This window comes from Synechococcus sp. CB0205 (genome assembly GCF_000179255.1).
In the GTDB taxonomy this organism is placed as follows: Bacteria; Cyanobacteriota; Cyanobacteriia; order PCC-6307; family Cyanobiaceae; genus Vulcanococcus.
Map to the genome: position 1 here is coordinate 66,633 of NZ_ADXM01000046.1, position 22,033 is coordinate 88,665.

At 58.0% G+C, this 22,033-nt stretch carries 20 protein-coding genes and 4 pseudogenes; 10 read left to right on the top strand and 14 right to left on the bottom strand.

The features are described from left to right. Positions 1 to 202 precede the first annotated feature (202 nt). Both CB0205_RS14525 and CB0205_RS16005 read right to left on the bottom strand, forming a co-directional pair. Positions 203 to 1,275, bottom strand: a pseudogene (locus tag CB0205_RS14525) (carbamoyl-phosphate synthase L chain). A 205-nt stretch (positions 1,276 to 1,480) separates the two neighbouring features. After that, the gene (locus CB0205_RS16005) at positions 1,481 to 1,972 is read right to left on the bottom strand and encodes a hypothetical protein (RefSeq protein ID WP_156797885.1); all 492 of its coding nucleotides are present in this window, start codon (positions 1,970 to 1,972) and stop codon (positions 1,481 to 1,483) included. A gap of 469 nt (positions 1,973 to 2,441) precedes the next feature. On the opposite strand from CB0205_RS16005, the gene CB0205_RS0108170 reads away from it, so the two are divergent. Continuing rightward, positions 2,442 to 3,668, top strand: a complete 1,227-nt coding sequence (locus CB0205_RS0108170) for a site-specific integrase (RefSeq protein ID WP_010316381.1) — start codon at positions 2,442 to 2,444, stop codon at positions 3,666 to 3,668. 37 nt (positions 3,669 to 3,705) lie between these two features. On the opposite strand, the gene CB0205_RS0108175 is transcribed toward CB0205_RS0108170, so the two are convergent. After that, positions 3,706 to 4,020: a hypothetical protein gene (locus CB0205_RS0108175; RefSeq protein ID WP_050778458.1), complete on the bottom strand. Its 315-nt coding sequence runs from the start codon at positions 4,018 to 4,020 to the stop codon at positions 3,706 to 3,708. Between the two features lie 404 nt (positions 4,021 to 4,424). Between CB0205_RS0108175 and CB0205_RS16010 the strand changes: the two genes are divergently transcribed. After that, on the top strand, positions 4,425 to 4,934 hold the full coding sequence (locus CB0205_RS16010; RefSeq protein WP_156797886.1) for a hypothetical protein: 510 nt from the start codon (positions 4,425 to 4,427) through the stop codon (positions 4,932 to 4,934). 722 nt (positions 4,935 to 5,656) lie between these two features. Here the strand turns inward: CB0205_RS16010 and CB0205_RS16725 are convergent. Both CB0205_RS16725 and CB0205_RS15375 read right to left on the bottom strand, forming a co-directional pair. Beyond that, positions 5,657 to 5,830, bottom strand: a pseudogene (locus tag CB0205_RS16725) (DNA-3-methyladenine glycosylase); the annotation flags it as partial. Positions 5,831 to 6,199: 369 nt separating this feature from the next. Next, positions 6,200 to 6,426, bottom strand: a pseudogene (locus tag CB0205_RS15375) (DNA-3-methyladenine glycosylase); the annotation flags it as partial. A 64-nt stretch (positions 6,427 to 6,490) separates the two neighbouring features. Here CB0205_RS15375 and CB0205_RS16015 point away from each other — a divergent pair. Next, on the top strand, positions 6,491 to 6,838 hold the full coding sequence (locus CB0205_RS16015; RefSeq protein WP_156797887.1) for a hypothetical protein: 348 nt from the start codon (positions 6,491 to 6,493) through the stop codon (positions 6,836 to 6,838). A 35-nt stretch (positions 6,839 to 6,873) separates the two neighbouring features. Here CB0205_RS16015 and CB0205_RS16520 read toward each other — a convergent pair. Further along, positions 6,874 to 7,031 (bottom strand): annotated as a pseudogene (locus CB0205_RS16520) (DNA-3-methyladenine glycosylase); the annotation flags it as partial. A 673-nt stretch (positions 7,032 to 7,704) separates the two neighbouring features. On the opposite strand from CB0205_RS16520, the gene CB0205_RS0108185 reads away from it, so the two are divergent. The 3 genes from CB0205_RS0108185 (at position 7,705) to CB0205_RS16690 (ending at position 10,625) form a co-directional block, all read left to right on the top strand. Then, the gene (locus CB0205_RS0108185; protein ID WP_156797888.1) at positions 7,705 to 8,256 is read left to right on the top strand and encodes a hypothetical protein; all 552 of its coding nucleotides are present in this window, start codon (positions 7,705 to 7,707) and stop codon (positions 8,254 to 8,256) included. Between the two features lie 1,031 nt (positions 8,257 to 9,287). Further along, positions 9,288 to 9,752, top strand: coding sequence for a hypothetical protein (locus CB0205_RS0108190; protein WP_029626233.1), 465 nt, complete (start codon positions 9,288 to 9,290; stop codon positions 9,750 to 9,752). Between the two features lie 195 nt (positions 9,753 to 9,947). Beyond that, entirely contained in the window at positions 9,948 to 10,625 is a 678-nt protein-coding gene (locus CB0205_RS16690) for an NINE protein (protein ID WP_304412084.1), read from the top strand. Between the two features lie 546 nt (positions 10,626 to 11,171). Here the strand turns inward: CB0205_RS16690 and CB0205_RS0108200 are convergent. The 6 genes from CB0205_RS0108200 to CB0205_RS0108225 form a co-directional block, all read right to left on the bottom strand. Further along, complete coding sequence (locus tag CB0205_RS0108200) at positions 11,172 to 11,441, bottom strand: hypothetical protein (protein ID WP_010316389.1); 270 nt, start codon at positions 11,439 to 11,441, stop codon at positions 11,172 to 11,174. Between the two features lie 226 nt (positions 11,442 to 11,667). After that, positions 11,668 to 12,141: a hypothetical protein gene (locus CB0205_RS0108205; RefSeq protein ID WP_010316390.1), complete on the bottom strand. Its 474-nt coding sequence runs from the start codon at positions 12,139 to 12,141 to the stop codon at positions 11,668 to 11,670. 61 nt (positions 12,142 to 12,202) lie between these two features. After that, complete coding sequence (locus CB0205_RS0108210) at positions 12,203 to 12,589, bottom strand: hypothetical protein (protein WP_010316391.1); 387 nt, start codon at positions 12,587 to 12,589, stop codon at positions 12,203 to 12,205. After that, positions 12,589 to 13,776: a hypothetical protein gene (locus CB0205_RS14535; RefSeq protein ID WP_010316392.1), complete on the bottom strand. Its 1,188-nt coding sequence runs from the start codon at positions 13,774 to 13,776 to the stop codon at positions 12,589 to 12,591. The genes CB0205_RS0108210 and CB0205_RS14535 overlap by 1 nt, the downstream gene beginning before the upstream one ends. 89 nt (positions 13,777 to 13,865) lie before the next feature. After that, the gene (locus CB0205_RS14540) at positions 13,866 to 14,306 is read right to left on the bottom strand and encodes a sigma factor (protein ID WP_232197275.1); all 441 of its coding nucleotides are present in this window, start codon (positions 14,304 to 14,306) and stop codon (positions 13,866 to 13,868) included. Continuing rightward, positions 14,276 to 14,578, bottom strand: coding sequence for a hypothetical protein (locus CB0205_RS0108225; protein WP_010316407.1), 303 nt, complete (start codon positions 14,576 to 14,578; stop codon positions 14,276 to 14,278). The genes CB0205_RS14540 and CB0205_RS0108225 overlap by 31 nt, the downstream gene beginning before the upstream one ends. A 237-nt stretch (positions 14,579 to 14,815) precedes the next feature. Between CB0205_RS0108225 and CB0205_RS0108230 the strand changes: the two genes are divergently transcribed. Further along, on the top strand, positions 14,816 to 15,271 hold the full coding sequence (locus tag CB0205_RS0108230) for a hypothetical protein (RefSeq protein ID WP_029626234.1): 456 nt from the start codon (positions 14,816 to 14,818) through the stop codon (positions 15,269 to 15,271). On the opposite strand, the gene CB0205_RS0108235 is transcribed toward CB0205_RS0108230, so the two are convergent. Together CB0205_RS0108235 and CB0205_RS0108240 are read right to left on the bottom strand one after the other, a co-directional pair. Beyond that, positions 15,168 to 15,962: a LuxR C-terminal-related transcriptional regulator gene (locus tag CB0205_RS0108235; protein WP_232197276.1), complete on the bottom strand. Its 795-nt coding sequence runs from the start codon at positions 15,960 to 15,962 to the stop codon at positions 15,168 to 15,170. The genes CB0205_RS0108230 and CB0205_RS0108235 overlap by 104 nt on opposite strands. Positions 15,963 to 16,082: 120 nt before the next feature. Then, a complete protein-coding gene (locus CB0205_RS0108240; protein WP_029626235.1) occupies positions 16,083 to 17,015 on the bottom strand; it encodes a sigma-70 family RNA polymerase sigma factor in 933 nt (310 codons plus the stop codon). 492 nt (positions 17,016 to 17,507) lie between these two features. On the opposite strand from CB0205_RS0108240, the gene CB0205_RS0108245 reads away from it, so the two are divergent. The 3 genes from CB0205_RS0108245 to CB0205_RS15075 are packed head-to-tail and all read left to right on the top strand — an operon-like array spanning position 17,508 to position 21,984. After that, complete coding sequence (locus CB0205_RS0108245) at positions 17,508 to 18,557, top strand: hypothetical protein (RefSeq protein WP_010316414.1); 1,050 nt, start codon at positions 17,508 to 17,510, stop codon at positions 18,555 to 18,557. A gap of 35 nt (positions 18,558 to 18,592) precedes the next feature. Continuing rightward, the gene (locus CB0205_RS0108250) at positions 18,593 to 20,293 is read left to right on the top strand and encodes a DnaB-like helicase C-terminal domain-containing protein (RefSeq protein ID WP_010316416.1); all 1,701 of its coding nucleotides are present in this window, start codon (positions 18,593 to 18,595) and stop codon (positions 20,291 to 20,293) included. Continuing rightward, the gene (locus tag CB0205_RS15075; protein ID WP_010316418.1) at positions 20,290 to 21,984 is read left to right on the top strand and encodes a DNA primase; all 1,695 of its coding nucleotides are present in this window, start codon (positions 20,290 to 20,292) and stop codon (positions 21,982 to 21,984) included. The genes CB0205_RS0108250 and CB0205_RS15075 overlap by 4 nt, the downstream gene beginning before the upstream one ends. Positions 21,985 to 22,033: the final 49 nt, after the last annotated feature.

Sequence of the window (22,033 nt, forward strand, 5' to 3'; positions counted from 1 at the left end):
CACCTAAGCAGTGCGTTCGGCCGTCAACGCACGCCCAGGGTGGTGATGGAAATGGCGGGGGAGTGAACTAACTAACTATTAATCAGCCCGCAATAGTGCCAGGTATTGGAGGTTGATTGATGGCTCTTGGTGGTCTATTAAAGGATTAAAAAGCCCCTGCGGTTGCAGGGGCTTTGGGTGGTTAGCCTTTGTGGCTTACTATTCATTGTAATATTTCATCAATTTTGGTAATTAATTTCTCTGTCAATTTTGTTGTTATTAAATTTCTTATCTGTGATGGACATCCTGATAATTGCCCTCGCAGTTCGTCACAGTCGAGTCGGATGTTCTTGCCTGCATTGGCAGCCCCATCGTCGTGCACCCGCACATCCCGATTGCTTGGAGTTGATGTTAGGGCTTCAACTGCAGCATTGGATTTCGGTGTTTCTTTCCCAGGACCTCCATTGGTATTGAAACGCCACTTGATGTCAGCAGAGAAGCGTGACTTGAAGGCATTGTCATAAGACAGGTTGGTGCCAAGCGTTAGTCCGTTGTTGATGGAATAAGCGAGGCGACCCAAGACACCAGAGCCATCTGCTTCCCCTGCATCGCCGTTTTGGTAGTAGTAACCAACAGAGGCTTTCAGGGCTGGCGTCAGGTTGTAACCCGCATCCAAGCCAAAGGTATCCAGTGCGCCGCCTTGATAGACGGTGTTGAGCCGTTGCTCAGTGTCACCCGTTGGAATGAGCGCATAAGCATTGAATGCCCACTTGTCGCTGACTGCTTCCGCATTGACAGCAGCCTGCTGGAGAAAGCAGTGCGTGAGGCATAGACAGGGATGCCTGTATCTGCAGGACCCGTGCTCATTGGTCGGGTGTCATAGCCCGCATTGATGCCATACATCCAACTGCGGTCGCCGTTGAGCCAGCGATAGCCCAGGCGGGATGAGGTGGAGATGGTGGTGCCAGCAACGGTGGTGTTGATGATGCTGCTGTAGTTGTTGAAATCAGCGAAGTTGGCATTCGCCAGGACATCAGCAAAGAAGACGCTGTTCTTACCGACGATGAGGGGCAGGAAGCCGCCAATGCCAGCCTCGTTGGGAGTGCCTGCTCCTTGGGTCTGCCCTTGAACACCAACCTGCGGTTTGACGATGTCCTTGAGGCTGATGCTCATCACCCCAAGGTCCTCAGCGGAACCTTGGGCGACCTCAACGGGCTTGGCGTTGACCTGGGGGATGGATGCCAGTGCCAAAGCAGCTGCACCTAGAGCAGAGAAGCTCAACCGAAGCGATTTCACGACCGCCGATCCCGTTGTTGAGGGGAGTATCGAGGCGCTTGTGCTGACCAGCCATCTCAGCAGGTCAGCTGCTGCTCTGGATGGTTGGGGGGGGAGCTATGGCACTCCCCCGCTCGGACGGCGCTGTCTTCAGTGCGCCTCCAGATCGGTTATGGCTTAGGTGGGTCTGGGGGTGTAAGGGACATGCTCGGCTGACAGGGTTTGATTAAAAGAACCTCCTGGGCGAAGGAATATTGATATTTATATTTGTTTCCGGCTTGGATTCTTGCTTTGTTTGGGTCTGGCTTCCTTGGTTTTGCATGGGTGCGACTCCATCAAAGCGGATATTTAGATTCACCTTTCCTTGGGCAATTGCTGTCGCCTGAGTTACTAAGACAGCTTGTTGCCCACTATTTGTTCCGTCAATCTCGACCCCGTCTGGAGTTGCCCACGTCGCGGAAAAACCCCACGCTCCGACAGTCGTTCTAATCGGCTGCTCTGAGTAACCAGCCTTTTCAAGCGACTGCCTGAGTTGGTTAAGAAGCTTTTCTGGGGTGGTGTCGCGTTGGCCGTTCAGACCTGTCTGGCCAATTGCATTGGCCATAAACATTGGCGACAGCGACCACGTTGCTGAAGAGGGAAGCTCGCTTAAAACCTTCGCTGGTGGTGCAGCAAAAACTGCCAGCGGGCTTGCAGCCGCTGCAATGGCAAGAGCCAAAAGCTTTTGTCTGATCAAGGTCCTTTAAGCCTCTTTCATCTTTTTAGCCATTTCTGCCCTGAGCGAAACCGTGTTGGTCGATTTTCTTATTTCATCCGTTAATGGCATTGGCAGTTTGTCTCTGCCTGTGGAAATTCCCCTCTGCGACAGGATGTTTTCGCGGTCACCTCAAGCCGTGGATCCCGGACTGGTGGGAGCAGATCCGCTGGGATGAGGTTGAGGGGGATGCGGTGAGGGCTGGCACGCCTGAGCAGGCTTGGGCGCGTTTTGGGCGCGCTCTCCGCAGCTAATCCCTGAGAAGTCAATCGGGGCGACAGGATTCGAACCTGCGACCTAGTGCTCCCAAAGCAGATCATGGGTTAAGGTCAGAACTGCGATCTCAGTGTTTGCAACGGTTTTTGCGGACGCTGTCATGGCCTGTCTGGCCGGAATTGGCTAGTTTTGAGCGGGATTTGAGCGGAACTCTGGAGTGCCAGAAGTCAGACGGCAACAGGCCTGGGAGGTGCTCTTCCGTGAGGAGGTGAGCGGAATAGCCATTGGCTGGACTGTGCGCGAAGACTATGGAAAGGTGCGACTGACGGTCCGCCGCCGTGGCGAGACCCCGGAGAGCATCACCCTCCCTTTTGCCTGGGACCGCAGCACGCGTGGCGACGCCTACACGCGCATCCGCAACATCTATGTGCACTGGAGCGAGGGGCACACGCTGCGCGCGGCCGCGGAGTTGGCCGATGGCAAGTCGCCGAGCACTGTTCTGAACTGGCGGCAGGCGGCGGACGGTTTCCAGGAACAGAAGCGCAACCATGGGAACCACATCAAGGAAGCCACCTGGAACCACGCCTATGAGCCCGTGGTGTCGATGGCGGTTGAGCTCCTCAATGGGCGCAGGCCACCAGGGAATCCAGCCGATCTCCTTGACGCCTGCATCCGCGATTGGGCACCAGGGAGTCGAATGCGTCAGATCCGTGCACAGTCCCTCGCTCAATTTCTGAACCATTGCGTTCATCGGGAGCGCTTCCCTGATCTCTGGCTTCCACCGGCAGATCTCAAGCGGCATGTCGGCCGCAGGGATGCAACGGTGAACAGGACCCAAAAGGGTGATCCCTTCACCACTGATCAGCAGATCCTCGATCTTCTGGAGGCCCTGCCCACTGAGGGGGCCGGCAAGCGTTGGTGCGACGCCTTGAAACTGCTGGCCGAACTCGGACTGCGGCCCATCGAGCTGCTTCACCTTTCTGTACGGACTGGCGGCGCGACCGGCGAGGCCTATTGGTGGTGCAGTTACCAGAAGCGATCGGGAGGGGGCGATACAGCCGCCCGTCGTGTGTTCCCGTTGCCCCTGGATAGAGCTGGTGGCCTGACTGACTGGCAGCTGTTGAGTCGTTGGCAGGCCGGTGACATTGAGCTCCCACCGCTTCGTAGTGGCAATGGCGCGGGTGATTCGTTTGGGACTTATCTGAACCGGCAGGCGCCCTGGACTGAGGTTCGTGATGCCGCCAGCCGAGAGGGCCGCCGGATTGTTCCTTACAGCTTCCGGCACACCTACAGCCTTCGCGGCCACCGACGCGGGATTGATGCGGGTGCGATGGCCCACAGCATGGGCCATTCGCTGGAGGTGCATCTACGCAGCTACCCCTGGGCTTCAGCGAGCAATACGGCGGCCGCTTTTGCGCGAGCGAGCGAGGCGGCTGGCCGTTGAGCTGGTGGCTGTATTTCCAGGGGTGCCCGCGCCTGGATCAGAACTCCTCCTCCCAGAGCCCCATGCGTTCGAGCCAGGCATCGGACTGCTCAAAGCTCCAGCCGTGATCGGCTTCCAACACGTCGGCGATGGCGACCATGACATCGAAGGAGCGGCCGTCGTAACCGCCGCGGGCGATGGCGGTGCGCTGCAGGGCCGTGCCCAGTTGCAGGAGATCCAGTTCCGCCAACCAGTCGCCCTGCTCAAAGGCCGCAAAGGCGTGGTCTTGCTGGAAAGGAGGAAGCGTGAGCTCGTCGGCTGAGGCTGCCTGGTGAGTGGGCGGCGTCAGACAGGAGCGCGTCCAGCTGAGCATCGGCAGGAGGGTTGGGATCAGGGGGAGGAGCGATCGAAAGAAAGCGAGCAAAGGGGATGGTGTGAGGCCCAGAAGGGTTCCGACAGGCCTTGCACTCCGCTGCGGATCTGAGCCATGACAGTGGGGCGGTGGGTTGCCCAGCCCATGACCCAGGGGACTCCTACAAAACAAGAGGAGAAATATTCGTAACGCCACAACACCGACAATCCCTGTTTGGAGGAACCAGGACAACGAAGACAAACCCACGCGGACAAAATGGCCGCAAAACCACACGAACGTCCAAGAGCGGCCGAAGCTATCTAGCCATAGCGCATTTCGCAGCGATACAAATAACCAACGAGATTGGTCGGACCGATACGGAACGGAGTTACTCTGTTGTAGAGATGTAGCAAAGCCTCAGTTGCATGATCCAAAACAAGCACTCACTCATTGGTATTTCAAGAATTGTTGCAGCTGGTCCGGCTGTGGCAATCCTTTCTTTCCTTGCTACTTCATGCGTTGAGCCATTAACGACCAGCCAAAGGCAGCTTGTTCAGAATGCGAACATAGATCAACCTGTCCACAAAGAGTATCTGTGGAATGTCGCAAAAGAATTTAAGGAGAATTCTATTGTAGCAGAAGACAAGTATCTTTTAAAGCCAGTCGAGATTTACGGCCTACAAGTCTCGAGCCTCGACGATGGAACCACCAACGATACTGTCAACATCACTTTTTCCGCGACTCTGCCACCGGGGGCGGGGTGGGAGCTATTTGGCGCAAGCACCGATTGCGAGGTCCCGAGGAATCATCCAGCAGTGAGGGCTCTCAAAGTAAACGACGATGTTGTTGCAAGAGGGGTATTCATTAGCGAGTCAAGTGGACTAAAAATGGATCGGTGCAAGTTCTTTGTAACACGGTTAAACCAATGGTTGTAGATGTTTGGCAGATAACCGATTGCCAAAAGTAACTGGCAGATTAAGTAGAGCCATCTCGATTGGTGGCAGGGTCACTTTGCCTTGAAGCACGGAATTCAAAAGTGTGTATGTGGCTTACGGCGGTTCGGGACCAAAAAGTTATGCGTGTGTACAAGTGCGGCGACACCGGAAGCTTTGTGCAGGCGCAAAGAGTTGGCATAATGCAAGCCGACTTGCACAGTCGAACAGTCTTGACCTTACTCCTCTTCTTTGGAGGGCGAGGGGCTAGCTACAGGAGTGACTTGAGGGGAAGAAAAGAGATAAAATAGACTTTGTCGATTCAAAAAATAAGCAACATAGAAGAACTAATGATGTCTAGGAACCCATTCAATGCGTCCACCGTAATGGGCGCGCTATTAGCAGCAAGCGTAGCTTCTGCTGGCGCAGAAGCTACTCCCATGGTATCTGCCAGAGGTGCAAAGCAACTTGATAAGCCAGGGCTATGGCAATCAAGCGTGCAGTGGAGACAACCAGAAAGTGGGAAACGAGGGACATACACCTTTCGGGTCTATTGCCCAACAGGGATGATGCGCGATGTCACTGGCGGGAAGTGGGGCAGTGCAGCTCCACTAGCAGCGATGGAGGGCGCGGGATATCCGACGGGCGTTCCATCTGCTGCTTATGAGCAAGCATGCAGGTGAGGTGAATCTGAGTAAGCTTTTCGAAAACTCTCTCCTTGCATCGGGCTCCTCCTGGGAATACGCCTCCGTTCCCACAATCACGCCCCACAGCAACGCCCCTGAGGGCTCGCGCTTCACCAGGCGGCAACCGATGAGCTCGTGGGCAACCGCCTGAGCGGGGCGGGAGAAGAAGGATTGGGGGAGGGCTGATAGGTGCTGGGAGGGTGTGCTGGCTATGGGGTGGTTTTTGGGGTGGGGTCTGCATCGAAAAACTATGCCAATCTTGGTAAAGCACGATTCTTAGAAATGTTGAAGCAACTTCGTGAAGGGGCACTGGTGGGGCTGGCAAGTCTTTCCTGCTTCACGCCACATGCTCTATCGCAGACAAATACCTGCTACTCAGCGCGGGACGAGGCAGAGCCTGCCTACATAAGATGTGAAGTAATATTTTCAAACGGAAGCATTCTTTCAATTAAGGATTTGTCAGACGGATACATCTTCAGAATAGGAGAGAATGGATGGATTCCCGTGGCTGGCAAAAACTGTATTCGCAATATAGAGTCAGGCTCTATCTTCTGCCTCTCCAACTAGCGGCAAAGGCAAATCTCGCCCTGGCTCCCCAAACAGGTTTTGTTGCTGGGGCTGCGGCGGCGGTAGCCGTGGCAAGCGGGCTCGTCTTGCGAATACGCCTCCGTTTCCACAATCACGGCCCAGAGCAGGCTGCCGTCCTCTTGGTGTTTCACCAGGCGGCAGGCGATTAGCTCGGGCGCAACAACCTCGGCGGGGCGGGCGAAGAAGGATTGGGGGAGGACTGGGAAGGCTTCTATAGCTATGGGTGTGGCTTGGAAGGAAGAAAAGAGATAAACTCCTAAAAGTTGTACGAAGGCAAGAAAAACGATGAAAAAAGCAAGAATTCACCTAGCAGTTATATCAATGGCGGCTGCAGCTATCTGCACGCGCATTGCGGTAGAAATATTTTATATTCAAGCCCAAGCCACTCCGATTGTATCCACAAAAGGGGCAAAGCAACTTGACAAGCCAGGGCTATGGCAATCAAGCGTGCAGTGGAGGCAACCCGAAAGTGGCAAACATGGGATATATACCTTTCGGGTCTATTGCCCAACAGGGATGATGCGTGATGTCACTGGCGGGAAATGGGGCAGTGCAGCTCCACTAGCAGCGATGGAAGGTGCGGGATATCCGACGGGCATTCCAACTGCTGCTTATAAGCAAGCATGCAAGTAAAGCGAATCTGAGAAGCTATTTACAGACAGCCTCTCATGGCAGGCGGTCGCTCCCTGCGAATATGCCTCGATTTTCACCACCACGCCCCACAGCAACTTGCCATCGGGTTGGCTTTTACCAAGAGGCAACCGATGAGGTTGGGGGCAACCTTCTCGGCAGGGCGAGCGGAGAAGCCGCGAGGGATAACTCGCAAGATGTTAAATGGGTGTGCTGGCTACGCGAGTAGGTGGGTAGATGGACAGAGCTATACTTTCGTTCTAAACATGTAGGGTAACGCATGGCCAAAAGGCTTATTTACATCACAGCGTCGATTCTGGCGTCTTGTTTACCAGCAAATGCAGTGGAGATAATTTCTGCCAAATGCAACAATGGATTGCATGCTGCCCTAAAGATTTCCGGCACACAAGTATCTGTGACGGGTTCGCCGAGTGCCTTTAACCTCAAAAGCACACTGTCGCTAAACGGAATTAGCAAAGCAGGCTATACGGCAATCTTTTATGGCGGTCAATCTAAATTCTTCAGAAGCTACGATGGGGACGTCGCCTTCAATTCAACTATTGGGCACGGAGAATCGCGGCAACTTTCAACCATAGAGCTCCAAACAAGGTCTGGCCGCTATTCGTGTATCATCAAATAATGTTGATTGTATAAATGACAATCAGCTAAGAAATCCGAATGTCATACGGAAAAGCGAATTCGTCTTGGTCTTTCATCACCAGGCAGCCGCAGATGTCCGAGGGGGCCGCGGGAGAGGACTGGGAGGGTAAGGTCTGGTTTCCATGGGTGTGGCTTAGACGGACTGGCGGTCACCTACGCAAGAGGAGAAGTAGACAGTAGATGGCAAATGAGGCAGAAACAGTCGAGCCATGCTTATAATTAAAGACTTTTACGCAAAGCCAGGTATGAAGCCAGTAATTGCTGTTAAAAGCATTTTATTCTCAGCCATCCTTGTGGCATCACAGCTGGTAGTAGTAAAAGCTGGAAAAGCGCAAGATAGATGTCAAGCAGCCATAGAAGGAGTATCAAGCGACATCCAAGGGCGAATTGGGGCAGTGACAACAATAAAGAGGGTCAGCACTGCTGAGTTCAGAGGGGAAGGCGAGATGATGCAGACATTCCGTTCGCCGTTTAATAATGCGGACGAAATTGTTGTTTTCTACTTGGCTTCAGCAATGGGGAGGGGCTCAGTCACCCGCCAACAAGGGCAGGCTGGCTACAACATAATGAACAGCCCAAAACTAACAAAGAAATATGCAGAACAGATCATCTCGGCCTGTGAACCTGTGGCTAGCGTCAAGTTCTTTTATTGGGAGTGGTACCAGGGATGGTCTCTTAACAAGGACAATGAGCTGATAGAAGATGAGTGCAAGAATCCCGATGGTAGTAATTATTACTGGGGACAGAATATCTGTGTCTAACTGGGCTAATCAGTCGGGCATCCCAACGTTTACTACACACTCCTGGTGCTCGGCCTGCTACAGCACTAGCCTTGGCAGACACGCTCCAATTTGTATGAGCCTGTATTGCAGCACCTTGAGAAATACACTACTTAACTAGCTTGCCCAAGCAGGTGTGTGAGCAGCTCAGATGCACCAGATAAGTGGAGTTGCAGAATAAAGTTTAGAGTATGGTTATCTGAACTCTGGTATTGTTGCAGACCTGTATGACGATCTTAAGTACGTTTGTGAGCGCGTGGTATATGTGCCTAAGCTTGAACGAAAACGTTCAGAATGGAGGATACCAAGTTCTGTTACCTCTTGAAGAGGTAATGTATGTTCCCCGTCCTCCATGCTCAGATTTGCCATAAGTAGTGCGTCCGTTATCTTCAACGATTTTGACCTTGCAGTACGTGAACGCGTCATTCCCGCCGCATTCAGAGAAGTAGTAATTGACACGCTTGCCGTCAGATTTCCATCTTATAGATGTTCCGGCATATTTTCCGTTAATTTGAATTTCGCGCAAATCACACGATTCAACTATCTCATTAAATGAGCACCGTTGAGAAAGAGCACTTCGCTGTGCCATCACCGGCATTCCGAGAATTATAGGAAACGTGAAGCAGATGATGGAGGAACTGATCCTCCAGTATGACCCGGGCAAATTTGAAAGTAGAGGCATTAGCTGTACGATGAAAATACACTAATTACTCTAGGGTACTATATCGCTTGCCGGTGTAGTGCTCGCTATGCTGCTGCAAGCTATGCTCGTATCTTGCTAAACCACGCACAATCAACTCAAACCCACAACAGTTTAAGGGAAAGCAAGAACTGCTGATTAATTACACCGGGACATACAAGTTGGCTGTAAACGCCTGAAAGCGAGCATAGCAAGCTCGAGGGCTCCATCGGTCCTGGATTTCAATGCATGTAGTGCATTTGTTTTAGAGTGTTGCCTTGCGCAGTAAATCAAACGTCTCTTGATAGAATAGCCATACCTCTCAAGTAATCCAATGGCTATTAGTTCCAAGATGAGGACCAGGCTTGAGGCTATCGACAGACTTGTCCACGAAGGCTATAAGATCAAGAAAGTCTGGAATGCCTTTCCCGCCCTTGAATCTTCTAGTGGTGTTGTTAGGAATGTCTTGTCATCTAGTCCTGCAGGGTTTTCTTGGATCGCCTTTTTCTTTCCATTTGCAGTCTGCGCGCAGATTAAGGAATGGAGCTATTTCTATGTAACTGGATTTATCTTCCTTGCTGGTTCTTTTCTCTACAAGATAACTGGCTGGGATCCTGGGTATGCTCTTAGTATTGCTATTGGGGTTCAGTATGGATTCTTTTACCCTTATCTTCGATGGCAAGCGCTCCGAAAAGGGGATCGAGAACTTGGCATTGGGCTGTCAATTCTTGTTGGCATTGTGCTGAGTGTGCTATGCGCGCTTCCCTCAATCGTTTTTGAGTTGCTTTTTATTGAATAATTTTAGGTGTAGCAAGTTTTATAATCTCTTCCATTGCGACCTCCTCTCATGCCGATTATAACTTGATTGTAGGCTCTTTTAAGCGTGCCAACCTATTCGACGGTTTATAGCGACAAGAGAGATCCTGATCTTGTCGCTGAACTCCTGGTTAAGGCTGTCATTTGCAATGGGTGCGATCCGCTTCACATTGGAGACATGGTTGTCGCCAAGCGTGGTATGCAGGGAGTTTCCTGGGGCTTGGAAATATCCTTCCAATTGGTACATTCATCCTCTGGAACTGATATTCATGCTTCCGGTAATATTGGAGGCTATGGTCCCATACAGCATTCACAATTGAAGGAATGTACGAATTCAATTCTTAGGTCCCTAAGTATGGATCCTTCGGCTGCAAAGCCGACCGACCGACTAGAAGATGAACGCCCTTCCAGTCTTGACGAAATATCATCCCAATGTTCCCGACTTGAGGATTCGCTAATGAACTCTCAAGCTCCCCTCAATCCCGAAAGTCATTCCGCTGACGGGGTGACTCATTCACCAGGCTACGACACACACACTTTTCCCATGGATAGCACCACGCTGTTGCTGACTAAGGATTTCACTCCCCAAGAGAAGATGATGTTCATGAATGAATACAACTCTTCGAGAAAGAGTGTGACGACGGGAGTTCTGCTTGCCCTGTTTCTGGGCGGACTAGGCGTTCACAAGTTTTGGATCGGAAGTCCAGGAGTCGGGATTCTATATCTCTTATTCTGCTGGACTTTTATTCCCGCTATTATCGCCATAATTGATGCCTGCCTTATGGGTAATACTATTAAAAAGTATAATGGCAAGGTGGCCAATGAAGCTTACCAGAAGATCATGATGATGAGGTGACATCCTTTGGGATTGCCCAATTTCGGTATCTGGCTTAGGCGAGCCACTTCGAGTTGGTTTTCCTGGATTCTGTAAGGCAACTGCCAGGGACGTTAGGCGTCTTGCATCTATTTATTCTTTGATCTGGTCTCATTTGGCTTGGTGACGTTCTCCGTAATGACAGTTGTGCATAAAGCAAGTCAGATTGTTAGCCATATGACCTGACGATGACGCGCCATATTGCTACCAGCCAGAAGCACGCTGACTGCAGGCCCTTGCTCCAACAGTCTTCACCCAACCGTGGGCGGGTCGCTCAGCCGGGCAAGAGGAAGGTCCTCAACCTGTGCGCCTGACTGATCGACACTCCGTTTGCACCGCCACAGGTGCCCCAGGAGACCAAACAACCCACACCTGGAACGTTCGGCCCCAGGCGCCAACGCCAGCTGCTTCGACCATCTACAGCCATTGGAATGTTGATTGGTTCAGGACCCCCGGGCATCGCTTGGGGGTTTTGTGCTGTCAGTTTTGGCGAGAGGCAAAATCTGTTAAAGGTGACTTCGTTTCTCGTTAGGGACTGTGGTAGCCGTGTCTGGGACTCCAGAAAACAATCGTTTCCTCAAACCAGCCCTCCTCGTCAAGGAGGGCTAGCTCGAAGTCAAACTCCTCATCCTCCTCGCCGAGAAATTCAAGATTTGCGTATTCGCCTTCCTCATTTTGAAAGCGAGCCACTTCCGCTTCAAGATATAGGCGTGCTGCCTCCTGAGTGTCGAAACAGGACAGCTGGTGGCTGTGTGCGCCATCATCAAAGTAGACGGCGAAGCTCTTGTTGCCTGTCATGGCTTGGTTTGTGATCTTCTTACCTTAGCTAGCTTGCGTGTCTTGACTATTTCAGGTTGGTCTTCTGTACGAGCTTCGTCGTCAGCTGGCCAATCTGGATTCATACCTTAGTTCTTTTGAACAAGGTGGAACTCATTCAGCGGGCTATCCTGGGCTTTCTCGCTATTTAAAAGCCCCGGGCCGTAGCCCAGGGCTCTTGATGTCTTGCGCCGTGGCGATGGGCGTCTCAGCCCTTGCTCGCCCGCACCTCCCAGAACGCCGCACCCAGGCTGTAGCTAGCCAAGCCGCTCTGCTGCTCATAGCTCTGGCGTGCCTTGAGTTGGCATTCGATCTCTTTGCAGTCGATGGAGTAGGTCCACTGCTTACGGCCGGGGCGGCGGTTGAGCACTAGGTCCGGGGTGATCTGATAGCCATTGCCGTCCCTGCCGGCAGGCAGGAGGGTGAGCAGGTCACCGCGTAGGTGCGCCAGCCGTAGCTGTTCGCTCAGCTCCTTCTGCTCGGCGGTCAGGAGTTCTTGCTGTTGCTTCACCTCAAGCAGGCGATTCACGCAGGTGGTGATGGAGTCAGCGGAGAAGCGCGGGTCGTCAGCGCCGGAGCTTGCGGGCAGAACGCCGGCGTTGGCGAGAAGGAGCAGGGCTTCTGGAGTTCCCGGTGCGGGTTCGCCCAGGGAGACAGGATTGGCGGTGAGGGTTGCAGTCATACGCGTGTGTGAGGTGTGTGCGAGTGGCCGAGATCTGAATCGCAAGGGGGCCTATGGCCCCTTAGGCGCCGAGGGCTTGGATTTGGTTGAGGGCTTCGATGAGTTCGTTGCGGCGTAGGCGTTCGATGGCGGCGGGGAGTGAGGTGCGATCGATCGGGTAGCTGCGCAGGAGGGAGCGGAGTTCGACGACGGAGAGCTCATCCCAGAGGGGGGAGAGGTTGGGCACGCATGTCGGCTGGTTTGCCTGGGTGGGGCGTTCCTCCATCCAGGGCTCAGCCGCCGCAGCGGGCTGGGCAATGGGGAACTGCTGGCTGAGCTGGCTCACCAGTTGCGTCAACCCGGTGATCGCCTGGAGCAGGGCGCTCTGGAGCTCGGTGGCGGCTAGCTCAGTCGCGAGCTGCACAGTGGCGTGGGTGCCGATGGCACCGGTGGCAGTGGCAACAGTCATCAGACAACAACCTGGTAAACAACAGAAGGGGTGTGGAGTTTGCGCTCGCTCTTGGGGCAGTAGGCCTCCCACTCAGCGGCAAAGGGATAGGGCTTGATGCCGGTGATGTCCTGGAGGTCGACCTTCACTCCATCGATGGCGCCCGTGCCCTTGGCATCTGTGCCTTTGGCACCAGAGACGATGTGGATGTTCTGCGCCGCCTTGCTGCAGAAGTTCAGACCTGCCTCGGAGTACGCATTGCTGCCCACCAGCGAGGCGTTGCGGGCGTGGTAATCGCCGATGGCGCTGGCGTGCAGGTGGCCAAACAGCGTGTAGTCGATCGTGATGCCTTGAGCGGCGTACTTACCGGTGATCTCTTGCACCGACTTCTGCACATTCGCGCCGATCTGGTGGCCGTGCAGGCACAGGAACGTGCGGCCCATCACCTCAAACAGGAGCTCGTTGGCGCGGAAGCCGCAGAAGTTGATCCCCTCCGTGCCGGCAAAGCCGCGCTTGAGGATCTCGTAGATCATCAGGTCGTAGCTGTCGGTGGCGAGTTCATCGCTCCAGCCGAGCTCTTTGTTCACGCGGCTTTCATTGCCGGTGATGCCATAGACCTCCAGCTCAAACTGCTCGCGTAGATCGAGCAGAAAGGCCCGCAGGATGTCGACGGCAAGAAGCGTGGCGCGGGAGCGGTTGGTGCTGTTGGAGAGCAGCTCATCGAGGCGCCGGTCGCTGTTGAGGAAATCCCCCAGACAGGCGACGACGACTTTCCGGGCGCCATAGCTCTGGCCCAGTTGCTTGACCCGCTGGGCGAGCTTGGCCAGGCGCTGCGCGGCCACGGTGAAGTCGTAGCGGTTGGAGGGCAGTTCAACCCGCTCGTTGAAGTGCAGATCGCTCAGTTGCACGATCAGTACCGAGTCCCCGCCGTCCGGGATGCGGCTGAGGGTCACGCCCTGCGTAAAGCCTCGCTCATCCAACAGGGAACAAAGTTCCCGGGTGTAGGCGGTGACGGCGTTCTCGATGCGGGCGTGTTCGCGGAAGGCCTTGCGCTCAATCCGGTTGGTGTCGGCCTGGGCCTGGCGGGCCTTGGCCAGGCGCACATTGAACTGCAGCAGTTCGCGGTCTTGATCGGTGTTGGCGCCCGGTGTTTGCCCCCTTCCGGGGAGATGACGGGCTGGTTGGTGGCGGTGTTTGGCTGAACCCATAGAGAGATGCAGGTGCGGGAGGCTACTGGTGGCGGGTGTGCACAGTTGGTGGACCCCAAAAGGTTCCGGGGTTGTGCTTTGAACAGCGCTCAATCGCGCTGGAGTTCATGTAGTGGAACCGGCCGTTGTCCGCAGGCGCGGCGGCAATCCAGCCAATGCTCCAGAGGAACATCGAGTTGATCGGCGATCTGTTGATCGCTCAGGCCCTGCGCTACGTGTTTGCGTGCCTTGATCCACAACTCCCGCAGCCGGTGGCTGATGCGCAGCGAGAAGCCCGTATCGCGCAGGTAGTGCAGCAATTCGCCCTTCACCTTCGGGACGAGATAGCTGGAGGGGCGATGCCCCAGCGACGGATCAAAGCCGATCGCGCCCTTGCACAACCCCTCGTAAGCGGGGCCGATCAGGTCGTCGACCGCCATCGACCAGCGGCGAGCAAAGCGGTGCGCCTGTTGATGCGCCAGGCCCAGATGAGCGCAAGCAAAGGCCCGTTGCTCACGGGTCATCGGCCGGCGCAGGCAGCGTCTTGGCATGCAGGGATTGGCAGGTGCGGGAGGCTATTGGCCTTGCTCTGCACGAGCTCCGCTGCAACGGATTGGCGGGCATGCATGGGCTGAACCAACGCCCCACGCACCACCGCCCCGAGCGGTGTCGGCCCACACGCCTGCATCACCAGAGCGATCACACCGCCAATGGCGGCACCACGAAACACAACAGGCATGAACAGATCGCAACTCCCCAAGGGTTCCGTGCGGGCAGGGCCCGCTTTGCGATGGGGCTGGGGCTGCGGTTCGAGGGTGAGCACAACGGTCTCAGGTGTCGTCTGGATGCCTGGAAGAAAACCTGATGAAATGCCACGCCTCAGCCACGGCTGCATCCGCCAGATCCCTGATGGGGACTCAAGTCCCCCTGTGCGGTGACCACCTCCATCCCACAGGTGTGGGGTGCCAATGCCACAGCTGTGGGGTGGGTGTGCCCACATCTGTGGGCGGTGCCCGCCAGGGCCTCAAAGCCAGAACCGGTGCAGTGATTCCTGATCGCCATGACCACCAAGGTTCTGCTCACCCATCACCACCGTGATGCGATCGAGAACGCCGCAGATCGCGGCTTCTGGATGCCTCTGCCCCTTGCGGCCGAGCAGCTCAAGGACGTGATGTACCTCACCTCCCTCAGCTACGGCGAGATCTCCCTCAAACAGTTGGCGGAGATCGCCAGCTTTGAACCCTGGCGTGAGGCCGACGGCGTCGAACGTTGGTTGCCATTCCTCGGCCAACGGCTCGAGCTACCCAAGCCGCTGCCCCTGGGTGATCGCCAGTTGCTCGCCGGTTGGCTGCCCCGTCAGCGCGAGGCGGTGCAGATCATTGAGCTCGATGCACTGCTGGCGGCCACGCGACTCAGCGACGTGTTGCCCGGCTCCGGTGCCTGTTGCCACCTGCCGCGGCGCCCTGCTCTTGCCCCGGCCGTTGATGCAGCCCGCAGGCGAGATCTGGCTGCTTGAGCACCCCGTGCTCGAGGCCCCACACCAGGAGTCCGCCTTGGTTGCGGGCTCCTGTTTTGCCGTACAAGGCACTCAGCCGGCGCCGCACCGTGTCGGTGCGCACCTGCAGTTGAGCAGCGATCTCGCGGGTGCTGCGGCCGCCGGCCACCAGGCGCACCAGCTGTTCTTCCTTCACGGAGAGCACTACGGCTTCTTCTTGCAGCGGCGTGTTGGCGAGCAGGTGGCGGATGCGATCGGAGAGCTGGGGGTCTTCGTAGCGGCCGTGGCGCAGGAGCACGGCGACGCACTGGAGCAGACGGCCACTGCCGCAGCTCTCGCGGCAACTGATTCCATCGGGGCGCAACCGCCAGAGCCGCACCAGCCGTTCGCCGCTGATCGCCGCATCCAGGCAGAGCAGGAAGCGGCAACGCTTGTCACCGTGGCGCTCGCGCAGTTGCGTGATCAGCTCTGTGGCCCCGCCATCGGGGCTGTCGTCGTCGCAGAGCACCAGCAACTTCCCCGTTTCAGGTAGCGGCAGCGCCAGGAGTTCTGCGGTGCTGCTCGCGCTGAATTGCAGCTGCGGGAGCAGAAGCGCTGTGGTGTCGCGCATGCGCTGGTGGGCACTGCAGACCACAACGGTCCAGCCATCGAGAAGGCTCGTAATCGTGCTTTGCAGGGTCTGAACGTGACGCCGCAAGTCCTCGGGTTGCATCACCCCCAGGCCAATCACCAATCTGTAGCAACAGGCCATAGACCTGGGCCACAACAGGACAAATGCCCGAGGACGACTGGTCCCCGGGCGTTGTACGGCCAGCCAGTGGCTGGTGATCGATCAGAGCTGAATCTTGAGGTTGTGCTCGGTGGCGGACTGGCGCAACTTGTTAAGAGCGGTTGCTTCCAACTGTTCCAGCTGCTCGCGCTGCATCCCGCCCATGGAGCGGCGCAGCTGACAGGGGCTCAGCGGCGGCCGGCGCAGGTAGCGGTTGCGGATCAGGCGGTGCTCCTGTTCATCCAGGCAGCTCATCAACTGCGGCAGGGCCGCGTGTTGTGGGTCGGGCTCTTGTGTCTGCTGCTGTTCGGCTGCTTGCTGCAGGGAGGCCAGATCAAGCCGGCTGCAACCACCCTTCTCGTCGCCATCGTCCTCTGCGCCATCCAGAGATCCGGTGCGGGTGGCATCCCACTGCCGGATGAACTCCGCCAACTGCTCCGCGTTCATCGCTTTGCCATCGAATTTGAGCTGGGCGGCCAACCACTCCAGCGAGGGTTCATCACCCGTGGTGGCCTGTTGTTGCTGACTCAGGCGCAGGGCCTTAAGCACCACCGCTGCTTTCTCTGCCGGGAAGCGAATCGCGCGCTTGGCGCGTTGTTCGAACTCGGTGAACCCCCGCCGCACCCAGAAGGTGGCGTAGGTGGAGAACCGATAGCCCTTGGCCGGATCAAATTTCTCGGCTGCGCGCACCAGATTCAGCGCCGCTTCCTGCAGCGCATCGGCAGTGGTGTCGTCGTGGGCGGGCAGGCTGCAGCGATGGCGGCCCCAGGTGTGAGCCACCAGGCCGAGGTTGTGGCGCACCAGTTGCTCCCGCGCCCGCAAGGCACTGCGGCGCAAGGGCTTGGGGGCATGGCTGGGGCCATCGGGGTGTTGTTGCCAGCGCTGAATCCGGCGCGATAGCTCCATCACCGTGCGCTCGCACAGTGGGCGATGGGCACTGCTGGTGTTCAGCCAGGTCTTCACGGTGGAGGCAACGGGGGCATGACGAGGGGGCATGGGAAACAGCGGCAACTGCCGCGAGCATTCCCCGTGGTTTCACCCTTGCGCCGTTCGGCCGGGTTGCGTTACAGCGTTGGCCTGTGAGCGGTGGGTACAGATTGCCTTCACTGGACCATGAGGCCCTGCTCAGGTGAGGGCGACTTGAGCTCAGCGGCTGGATCAATCTGATCTCAAGCTCCAACCCCAAAGGCCTCTGCTGTAGCCAGAACGATCTGACTGCTGTAGCCAGATTGGTTCGATTGCTGTAGCCAGACTGGTCACAGGGGGTGGATCAGATTGGCTCACCATCTATATCTCTAAAAACTCTTAGAGAACAAAACCAAAAGAACAGCCCAAACAGCCGCTCCTCGGGGTGGGACAACACCAAGGGAACAGCCACCAGCCGATCTGGCGCATCGAGCCCACCAGAGAACTCAGTCCAGCACAGTGATCAGGGGCGCCCCCCATAGCCTCTAGGTATCACCACGGGCAGGCATTCCTGCATCGCCCATGCGCTTTTACGCCGTCAGCACTGAGGCCGTTGATCTCACCTACCGAGCCCTGCAACAGCTCGATCGTGGGCGCACAGGGTCGCGGCGTCCCAGTCGCGCCTTGCGTGTAGCCACGCTGTTTGGGCACCTGCAATTCCGTGCTCGAGGTGGATCCAGCGTTCAGGTGGGTTGCCGTCAACTGGCGGAGGCCTGGCATCTGCACCCACGAGAAATCCGGGCCGATTTGCTGGATCTGGAAGCCATCGGTTGGTTGAGCTTCACGAGCAGCACAACAGGGCTTTGCATTCGCCTCCATGAGCCCCAGGGTCCATGCGGTCGAGGCGATCAGAGAGGCGATGTTGCGGCCTCTGATGCATGCACGCCGGAGCCACAAACCGCAGAGGTCAAGCAAGACCAAGTGCTGCAAACACAGCAAGCCATAACCGCGGGACCGTCGGAACCCTCAGCTCAGCCCGAGAGCACTGCCCCAAAAAGCCCGTTGATCGCTCAGTTCACTGCCACCTACAACCAGCACAAACCCCAGAGCTGGCCGGCTTACCACCCCACGGGATCAGCCCTGGTCAGCAAGTTGCAGAAGGCGATTCGCCACGCCGGCGGCGCCGAGGCCTTCTGGTCGGTGCTGATCAGCGCACTACGGCGCGTGCCTGACTTCTGGCGCGTGACCTACCCGCAGGGCCGCAGCGGCTCGGATTGCGCCATGGCTCTGTTGAGCGCTGATCGCAAGGCAGCGGGTCTGGGGGTGGAGTTCTGGCATGTCTTCTGCTGGGGCGCATCTGACTCCGCGACATACACCCAACGGCTCACGAGCGCCATCGGTGGGAACACTCCAGGAGTGGGCCAAAAACGCCCGGCTCCCGCCTTCCACCCCGACCACCTTCGTGCCTGTGAGCTTCTGCTCTGGGACGGTCATGAGTGGAAGGGAAAGGGCATGGCGGGCCGCGAGCTTCCGGCGAGCGAAAAACAACACCTGGCGGAAGTTCTGGAGGCCGCCGGTTTCGGAACGCCAGGCAAGGCGGCCGAGCAGTTCGCCGAGGAGGCCAGGCGCTGAATCCAGGGCCCACACGTCCCATCGCTGTTCACGCCATGACCACCACCCCGAATGCCAACACCGCTGCCGGCGCCAATGACCCCGGCAACGAGGAGTTCAAGACCCCCATGCCCGGTGCCTTCGATCCGTCGCTGATTCAACGGCTGATCGATGAAGGCGTCTTCATTGAGACCGCCGCCGGGTTGATGGCAGCTGAGGTCCCGGACGTGCCGGCTGATCACTCCCTGGCGGAGCACGAAAAGAATCTGCTGGCTGCGGTGTTGGTCGGAACCGACGACCAACGCGAGCGCTGGGGTCTCTTCCGCCGCGCCATTGGTCTGCGGTTTGACGAGGTGGTGCCCGGCTCGATCTGGACCCAACCGGGGCTCAGGGCCCTGGCGCTTGAGATCGATGAGCTGTTCCGCGGCCGTCGTGACATCGACGTGCTCAATGCCAACGCCATCCGTGAGGACCTGCGCCAACGCGCCCTGGAAGGCCGCTTCCGCGGGTCGCTTTTTCAGATAGAGGAAGCGTTGTCTGAGGTGATCGCCTGGGGGGATGACGGCCTGATTCACCCCGAGCTGGACTTCAAAATTGCCTGCCGGCTCTTCCAGAGCGCCAAGGCACGGGCGCTGTTTTATCCAGGCCTGCGCAAGCTCCTGGCGCGCGAGCAGATCGACTGCGGCATCGATGGCGAACTGGAGAGCTGCCGGCAGTTGCTCAATGACGCCACCTCGATCACGGCGGGGCGTTATCGCCAGAGCTTCCAGGTCTGCAGCGAGGCCGATGCCAGGCGCGAGTGCCTCGCGCTGGCTTCTCTCCCAGCCGAGCAACGCCCCAAGCCGATCTCGACGGGTATCCCCTCGCTGGACATCGACATGCGCGGCGGGGTGCTCCCCGGGACTGGCGACAGCACCTGGGTGTTGGCTGCTAAGTCCGGTGTGGGCAAAACCACGGTGGGCATCGCCGCCGCCATGGGCCTCGCCATCAACGGCGCTTCTGTCCTGGTGCTCTCCTGCGAACTGAGCCGCCGCGCCATCGGCGCACGGCTACTGGCCAACTACTGCCGCCGCGCCAGCGGGGTGTTCACGCCGCGCTACTCCGCCAATGAACTCGAGGGCCGCGGTGAGGTGATCGAGGGCCGCGATTTCGAACACCTCAACCAGCTCTCTGCTCAGTTCGAACAAAGCATTGCCCCCAACGGGCAGCGGATGGGCCGGGTGCTCTACCAATCGCACTTCGCCGCCACGGTGGAAGAGCTGGCGGCTCTGGTGGAGGACTGCAAAAGCGCCCATCCCGAGCTGGCGGCGGTGGTGCTCGATCACTTCCACGCTATGGGCCCCACGCCTGGTTACGGCAGCAACACCACCGCTGAATTGGCTGCCCGTGCAACCGCCATCAAGGCCCTGGCCGGCCGCTGTGAACTCGATGTGTTCGTGGTGGCGCAGCTGAACCGCGGCGCCTACGGCAACCCCACCGGCCCCGATGTCTCCCACCTGGCGGGCACATCCGAGCTGGAGCGCTACGCATCGGCGGTGTGGCTGATCGATCGGCCCAAGCTCGATGAATTCACTCCCTCTCAGCCGGGCCTGCTAGAGGTGCACCACGGCAAATACCGCCACGGCCAGATGGCCGCCGGCTCCGACCTGAGCAAGACCACGATTCGCCTGGACCGCAGCCACTGCTACCTGGAGGGCGACGAGGCCCGCAAGCTGTTCACCGGCACTGACCTCTACCCCGGCGTGGAGTGCCTATGAACAGCAGTGGCATGGCCAGCGGCAGTGGCAAACCCAGCGGCATGGCCGCCCCTCATCGGGTGATTGGAGGTGCGGCCCGCCGTGCACCCAGTGGGCATCCCAGCGGCCACCCCACGGGTCGCCCGGCTGGGCTGCTCACGCCGGCGGTGTTGGAAAGCGTGCGCGAACGGGCCCAGGTCACGGATCTCTTTGGGCCCACTGAACTCCAGAAGAGTGGCCGGGAGTTCGTGACCCGTTGCCCTTGGCACGACGATCGCCGCCCCTCGCTGTCTGTTAGCCCAACGCGCAACCGGGTGCACTGCTTTGTCTGCGGCAAAGGCACCGATGCCATCGGCTGGCTGCAGGACAGGCAGGGCCTGAGCTTTCAAGAAGCCGTGCTCGAGCTGGCCCGCCGCACGGGTGTGAGCGTGGCGGAAGGCGACCCGGAGGCGCAGGAGCAGTTCGAGCAGGAGTGGCGCGAGAGGCGTCAGTTGATGGCCAAGCGCAGTGAGCAGCGGGCTCAGTTCCACCTGGAACTGGTGCAACAGCTCGAGCAAGGCGGCGATGGCGCCGACTACCTCCAGGCCCGTGGCATCAGTGCCTACACCGCTCGCGCCTGGCACCTGGGTTTTGCCGGTGGGCGCCTTGTGATTCCCCTCAATGACGCCTCCGGCCAGACCGCTGGCTTCTGCGGCCGGGCTATCGGCAACCAGGAACCCAAGTACCGCAACAGCACGAACGACCTGCTCTTCCAACGCAATGGGGTGGTCTTTGGGCTGGACCAAGCCGTGGAGGCCATCCGTAAGGAGGGCACAGCGCTGTTGGTGGAAGGCCCGCTGGATGTGATCCAGCTCCACCAGGCGGGGCTCACGAATGCCGTGGCTTGTCTGGGGACGAGCGTGTCGGCGTTGCAGCTGCAGCTCCTGCAACGCCAGGGGATGAAGCATCTGCTCGTTGCCCTCGATGGGGACCGGGCCGGGCAAGCGGCGACGGACAAGCTGCTTGAACAGTTGCAGCCGCAGCTCGTTGCCGGTGGGCTCAGCGCTTCTGTGGTGCAGCTGCCTGAGGGGCAGGACGCCGATGGGCTGCTCCGCAGCCAGGGAGCCAGCGCTATCGAGGGATTGCTCGTCGGTGCGAAGCACTGGCTGGAGTGGCGGCTTGATCGGCTTTTGGCACCTCTGACAGCGTGCACCGGTGAGGCATCACTCGAAACCCTGCAAGCGGTCGAGCGTGACGGTCAGGCCCTGGTGGAGCAGCTGCCGGATGGGGTGCTCCGGAGATCAGCGGAGCAGCGTCTGGAGATGGCGTTACGCCGTAGCGGCGAGCAGGAGAGCGGGACCTTGCCCTCTGCCATGGCAGTTGCTGAACCCTGCTCCGCTACAGCCCGCCGGCGCGCGGAACGCAGGGCTCTGACGCTTTTTGTACATGCAGCAGAGTGCCGCACTCTGCTGCAGTGTCTTTCCTTTCAGGACCACGCCTGTCGGGCGGCGATGGAGTGGCTGGGCAGCCTGGCGGTTGTGGCCGTGGATGGAGCGATTGCCCCGATGGCATTGCAGCTGGCCGGGCAACTTCAGGGAGCCGTTGGTGCAGCACTCGCGCAAGCGGCAGACCCCGGAGCGGACGTGATGGGGGTGTTGCAGCGGGAGCCGCAGGCGGAATTGCAGGCGTTGTTGGATCTCCTCGAACCGGTCGCCAGCTCCACGGCGGAGTGACCGCTGGCGACGTTTCGTTGCTGTAATCGGCGTGTACCCCGGTTCTCAG

Coding starts and splice junctions, on each gene's coding strand:
- CB0205_RS0108175 (WP_050778458.1), bottom strand. CDS start 4,020: ATGCTCAGCTGGACGCGCTCCTGTCTGACGCCGCCCACTCACCAGGCA.
- CB0205_RS16010 (WP_156797886.1), top strand. CDS start 4,425: ATGATCCAAAACAAGCACTCACTCATTGGTATTTCAAGAATTGTTGCA.
- CB0205_RS16015 (WP_156797887.1), top strand. CDS start 6,491: ATGAAAAAAGCAAGAATTCACCTAGCAGTTATATCAATGGCGGCTGCA.
- CB0205_RS0108185 (WP_156797888.1), top strand. CDS start 7,705: ATGCTTATAATTAAAGACTTTTACGCAAAGCCAGGTATGAAGCCAGTA.
- CB0205_RS0108190 (WP_029626233.1), top strand. CDS start 9,288: ATGGCTATTAGTTCCAAGATGAGGACCAGGCTTGAGGCTATCGACAGA.
- CB0205_RS16690 (WP_304412084.1), top strand. CDS start 9,948: ATGGTTGTCGCCAAGCGTGGTATGCAGGGAGTTTCCTGGGGCTTGGAA.
- CB0205_RS0108200 (WP_010316389.1), bottom strand. CDS start 11,441: ATGACAGGCAACAAGAGCTTCGCCGTCTACTTTGATGATGGCGCACAC.
- CB0205_RS0108205 (WP_010316390.1), bottom strand. CDS start 12,141: ATGACTGCAACCCTCACCGCCAATCCTGTCTCCCTGGGCGAACCCGCA.
- CB0205_RS0108210 (WP_010316391.1), bottom strand. CDS start 12,589: ATGACTGTTGCCACTGCCACCGGTGCCATCGGCACCCACGCCACTGTG.
- CB0205_RS14535 (WP_010316392.1), bottom strand. CDS start 13,776: ATGGGTTCAGCCAAACACCGCCACCAACCAGCCCGTCATCTCCCCGGA.
- CB0205_RS14540 (WP_232197275.1), bottom strand. CDS start 14,306: ATGCCAAGACGCTGCCTGCGCCGGCCGATGACCCGTGAGCAACGGGCC.
- CB0205_RS0108230 (WP_029626234.1), top strand. CDS start 14,816: ATGACCACCAAGGTTCTGCTCACCCATCACCACCGTGATGCGATCGAG.
- CB0205_RS0108235 (WP_232197276.1), bottom strand. CDS start 15,962: ATGCAACCCGAGGACTTGCGGCGTCACGTTCAGACCCTGCAAAGCACG.
- CB0205_RS0108240 (WP_029626235.1), bottom strand. CDS start 17,015: ATGCCCCCTCGTCATGCCCCCGTTGCCTCCACCGTGAAGACCTGGCTG.
- CB0205_RS0108245 (WP_010316414.1), top strand. CDS start 17,508: ATGCGCTTTTACGCCGTCAGCACTGAGGCCGTTGATCTCACCTACCGA.
- CB0205_RS0108250 (WP_010316416.1), top strand. CDS start 18,593: ATGACCACCACCCCGAATGCCAACACCGCTGCCGGCGCCAATGACCCC.
- CB0205_RS15075 (WP_010316418.1), top strand. CDS start 20,290: ATGAACAGCAGTGGCATGGCCAGCGGCAGTGGCAAACCCAGCGGCATG.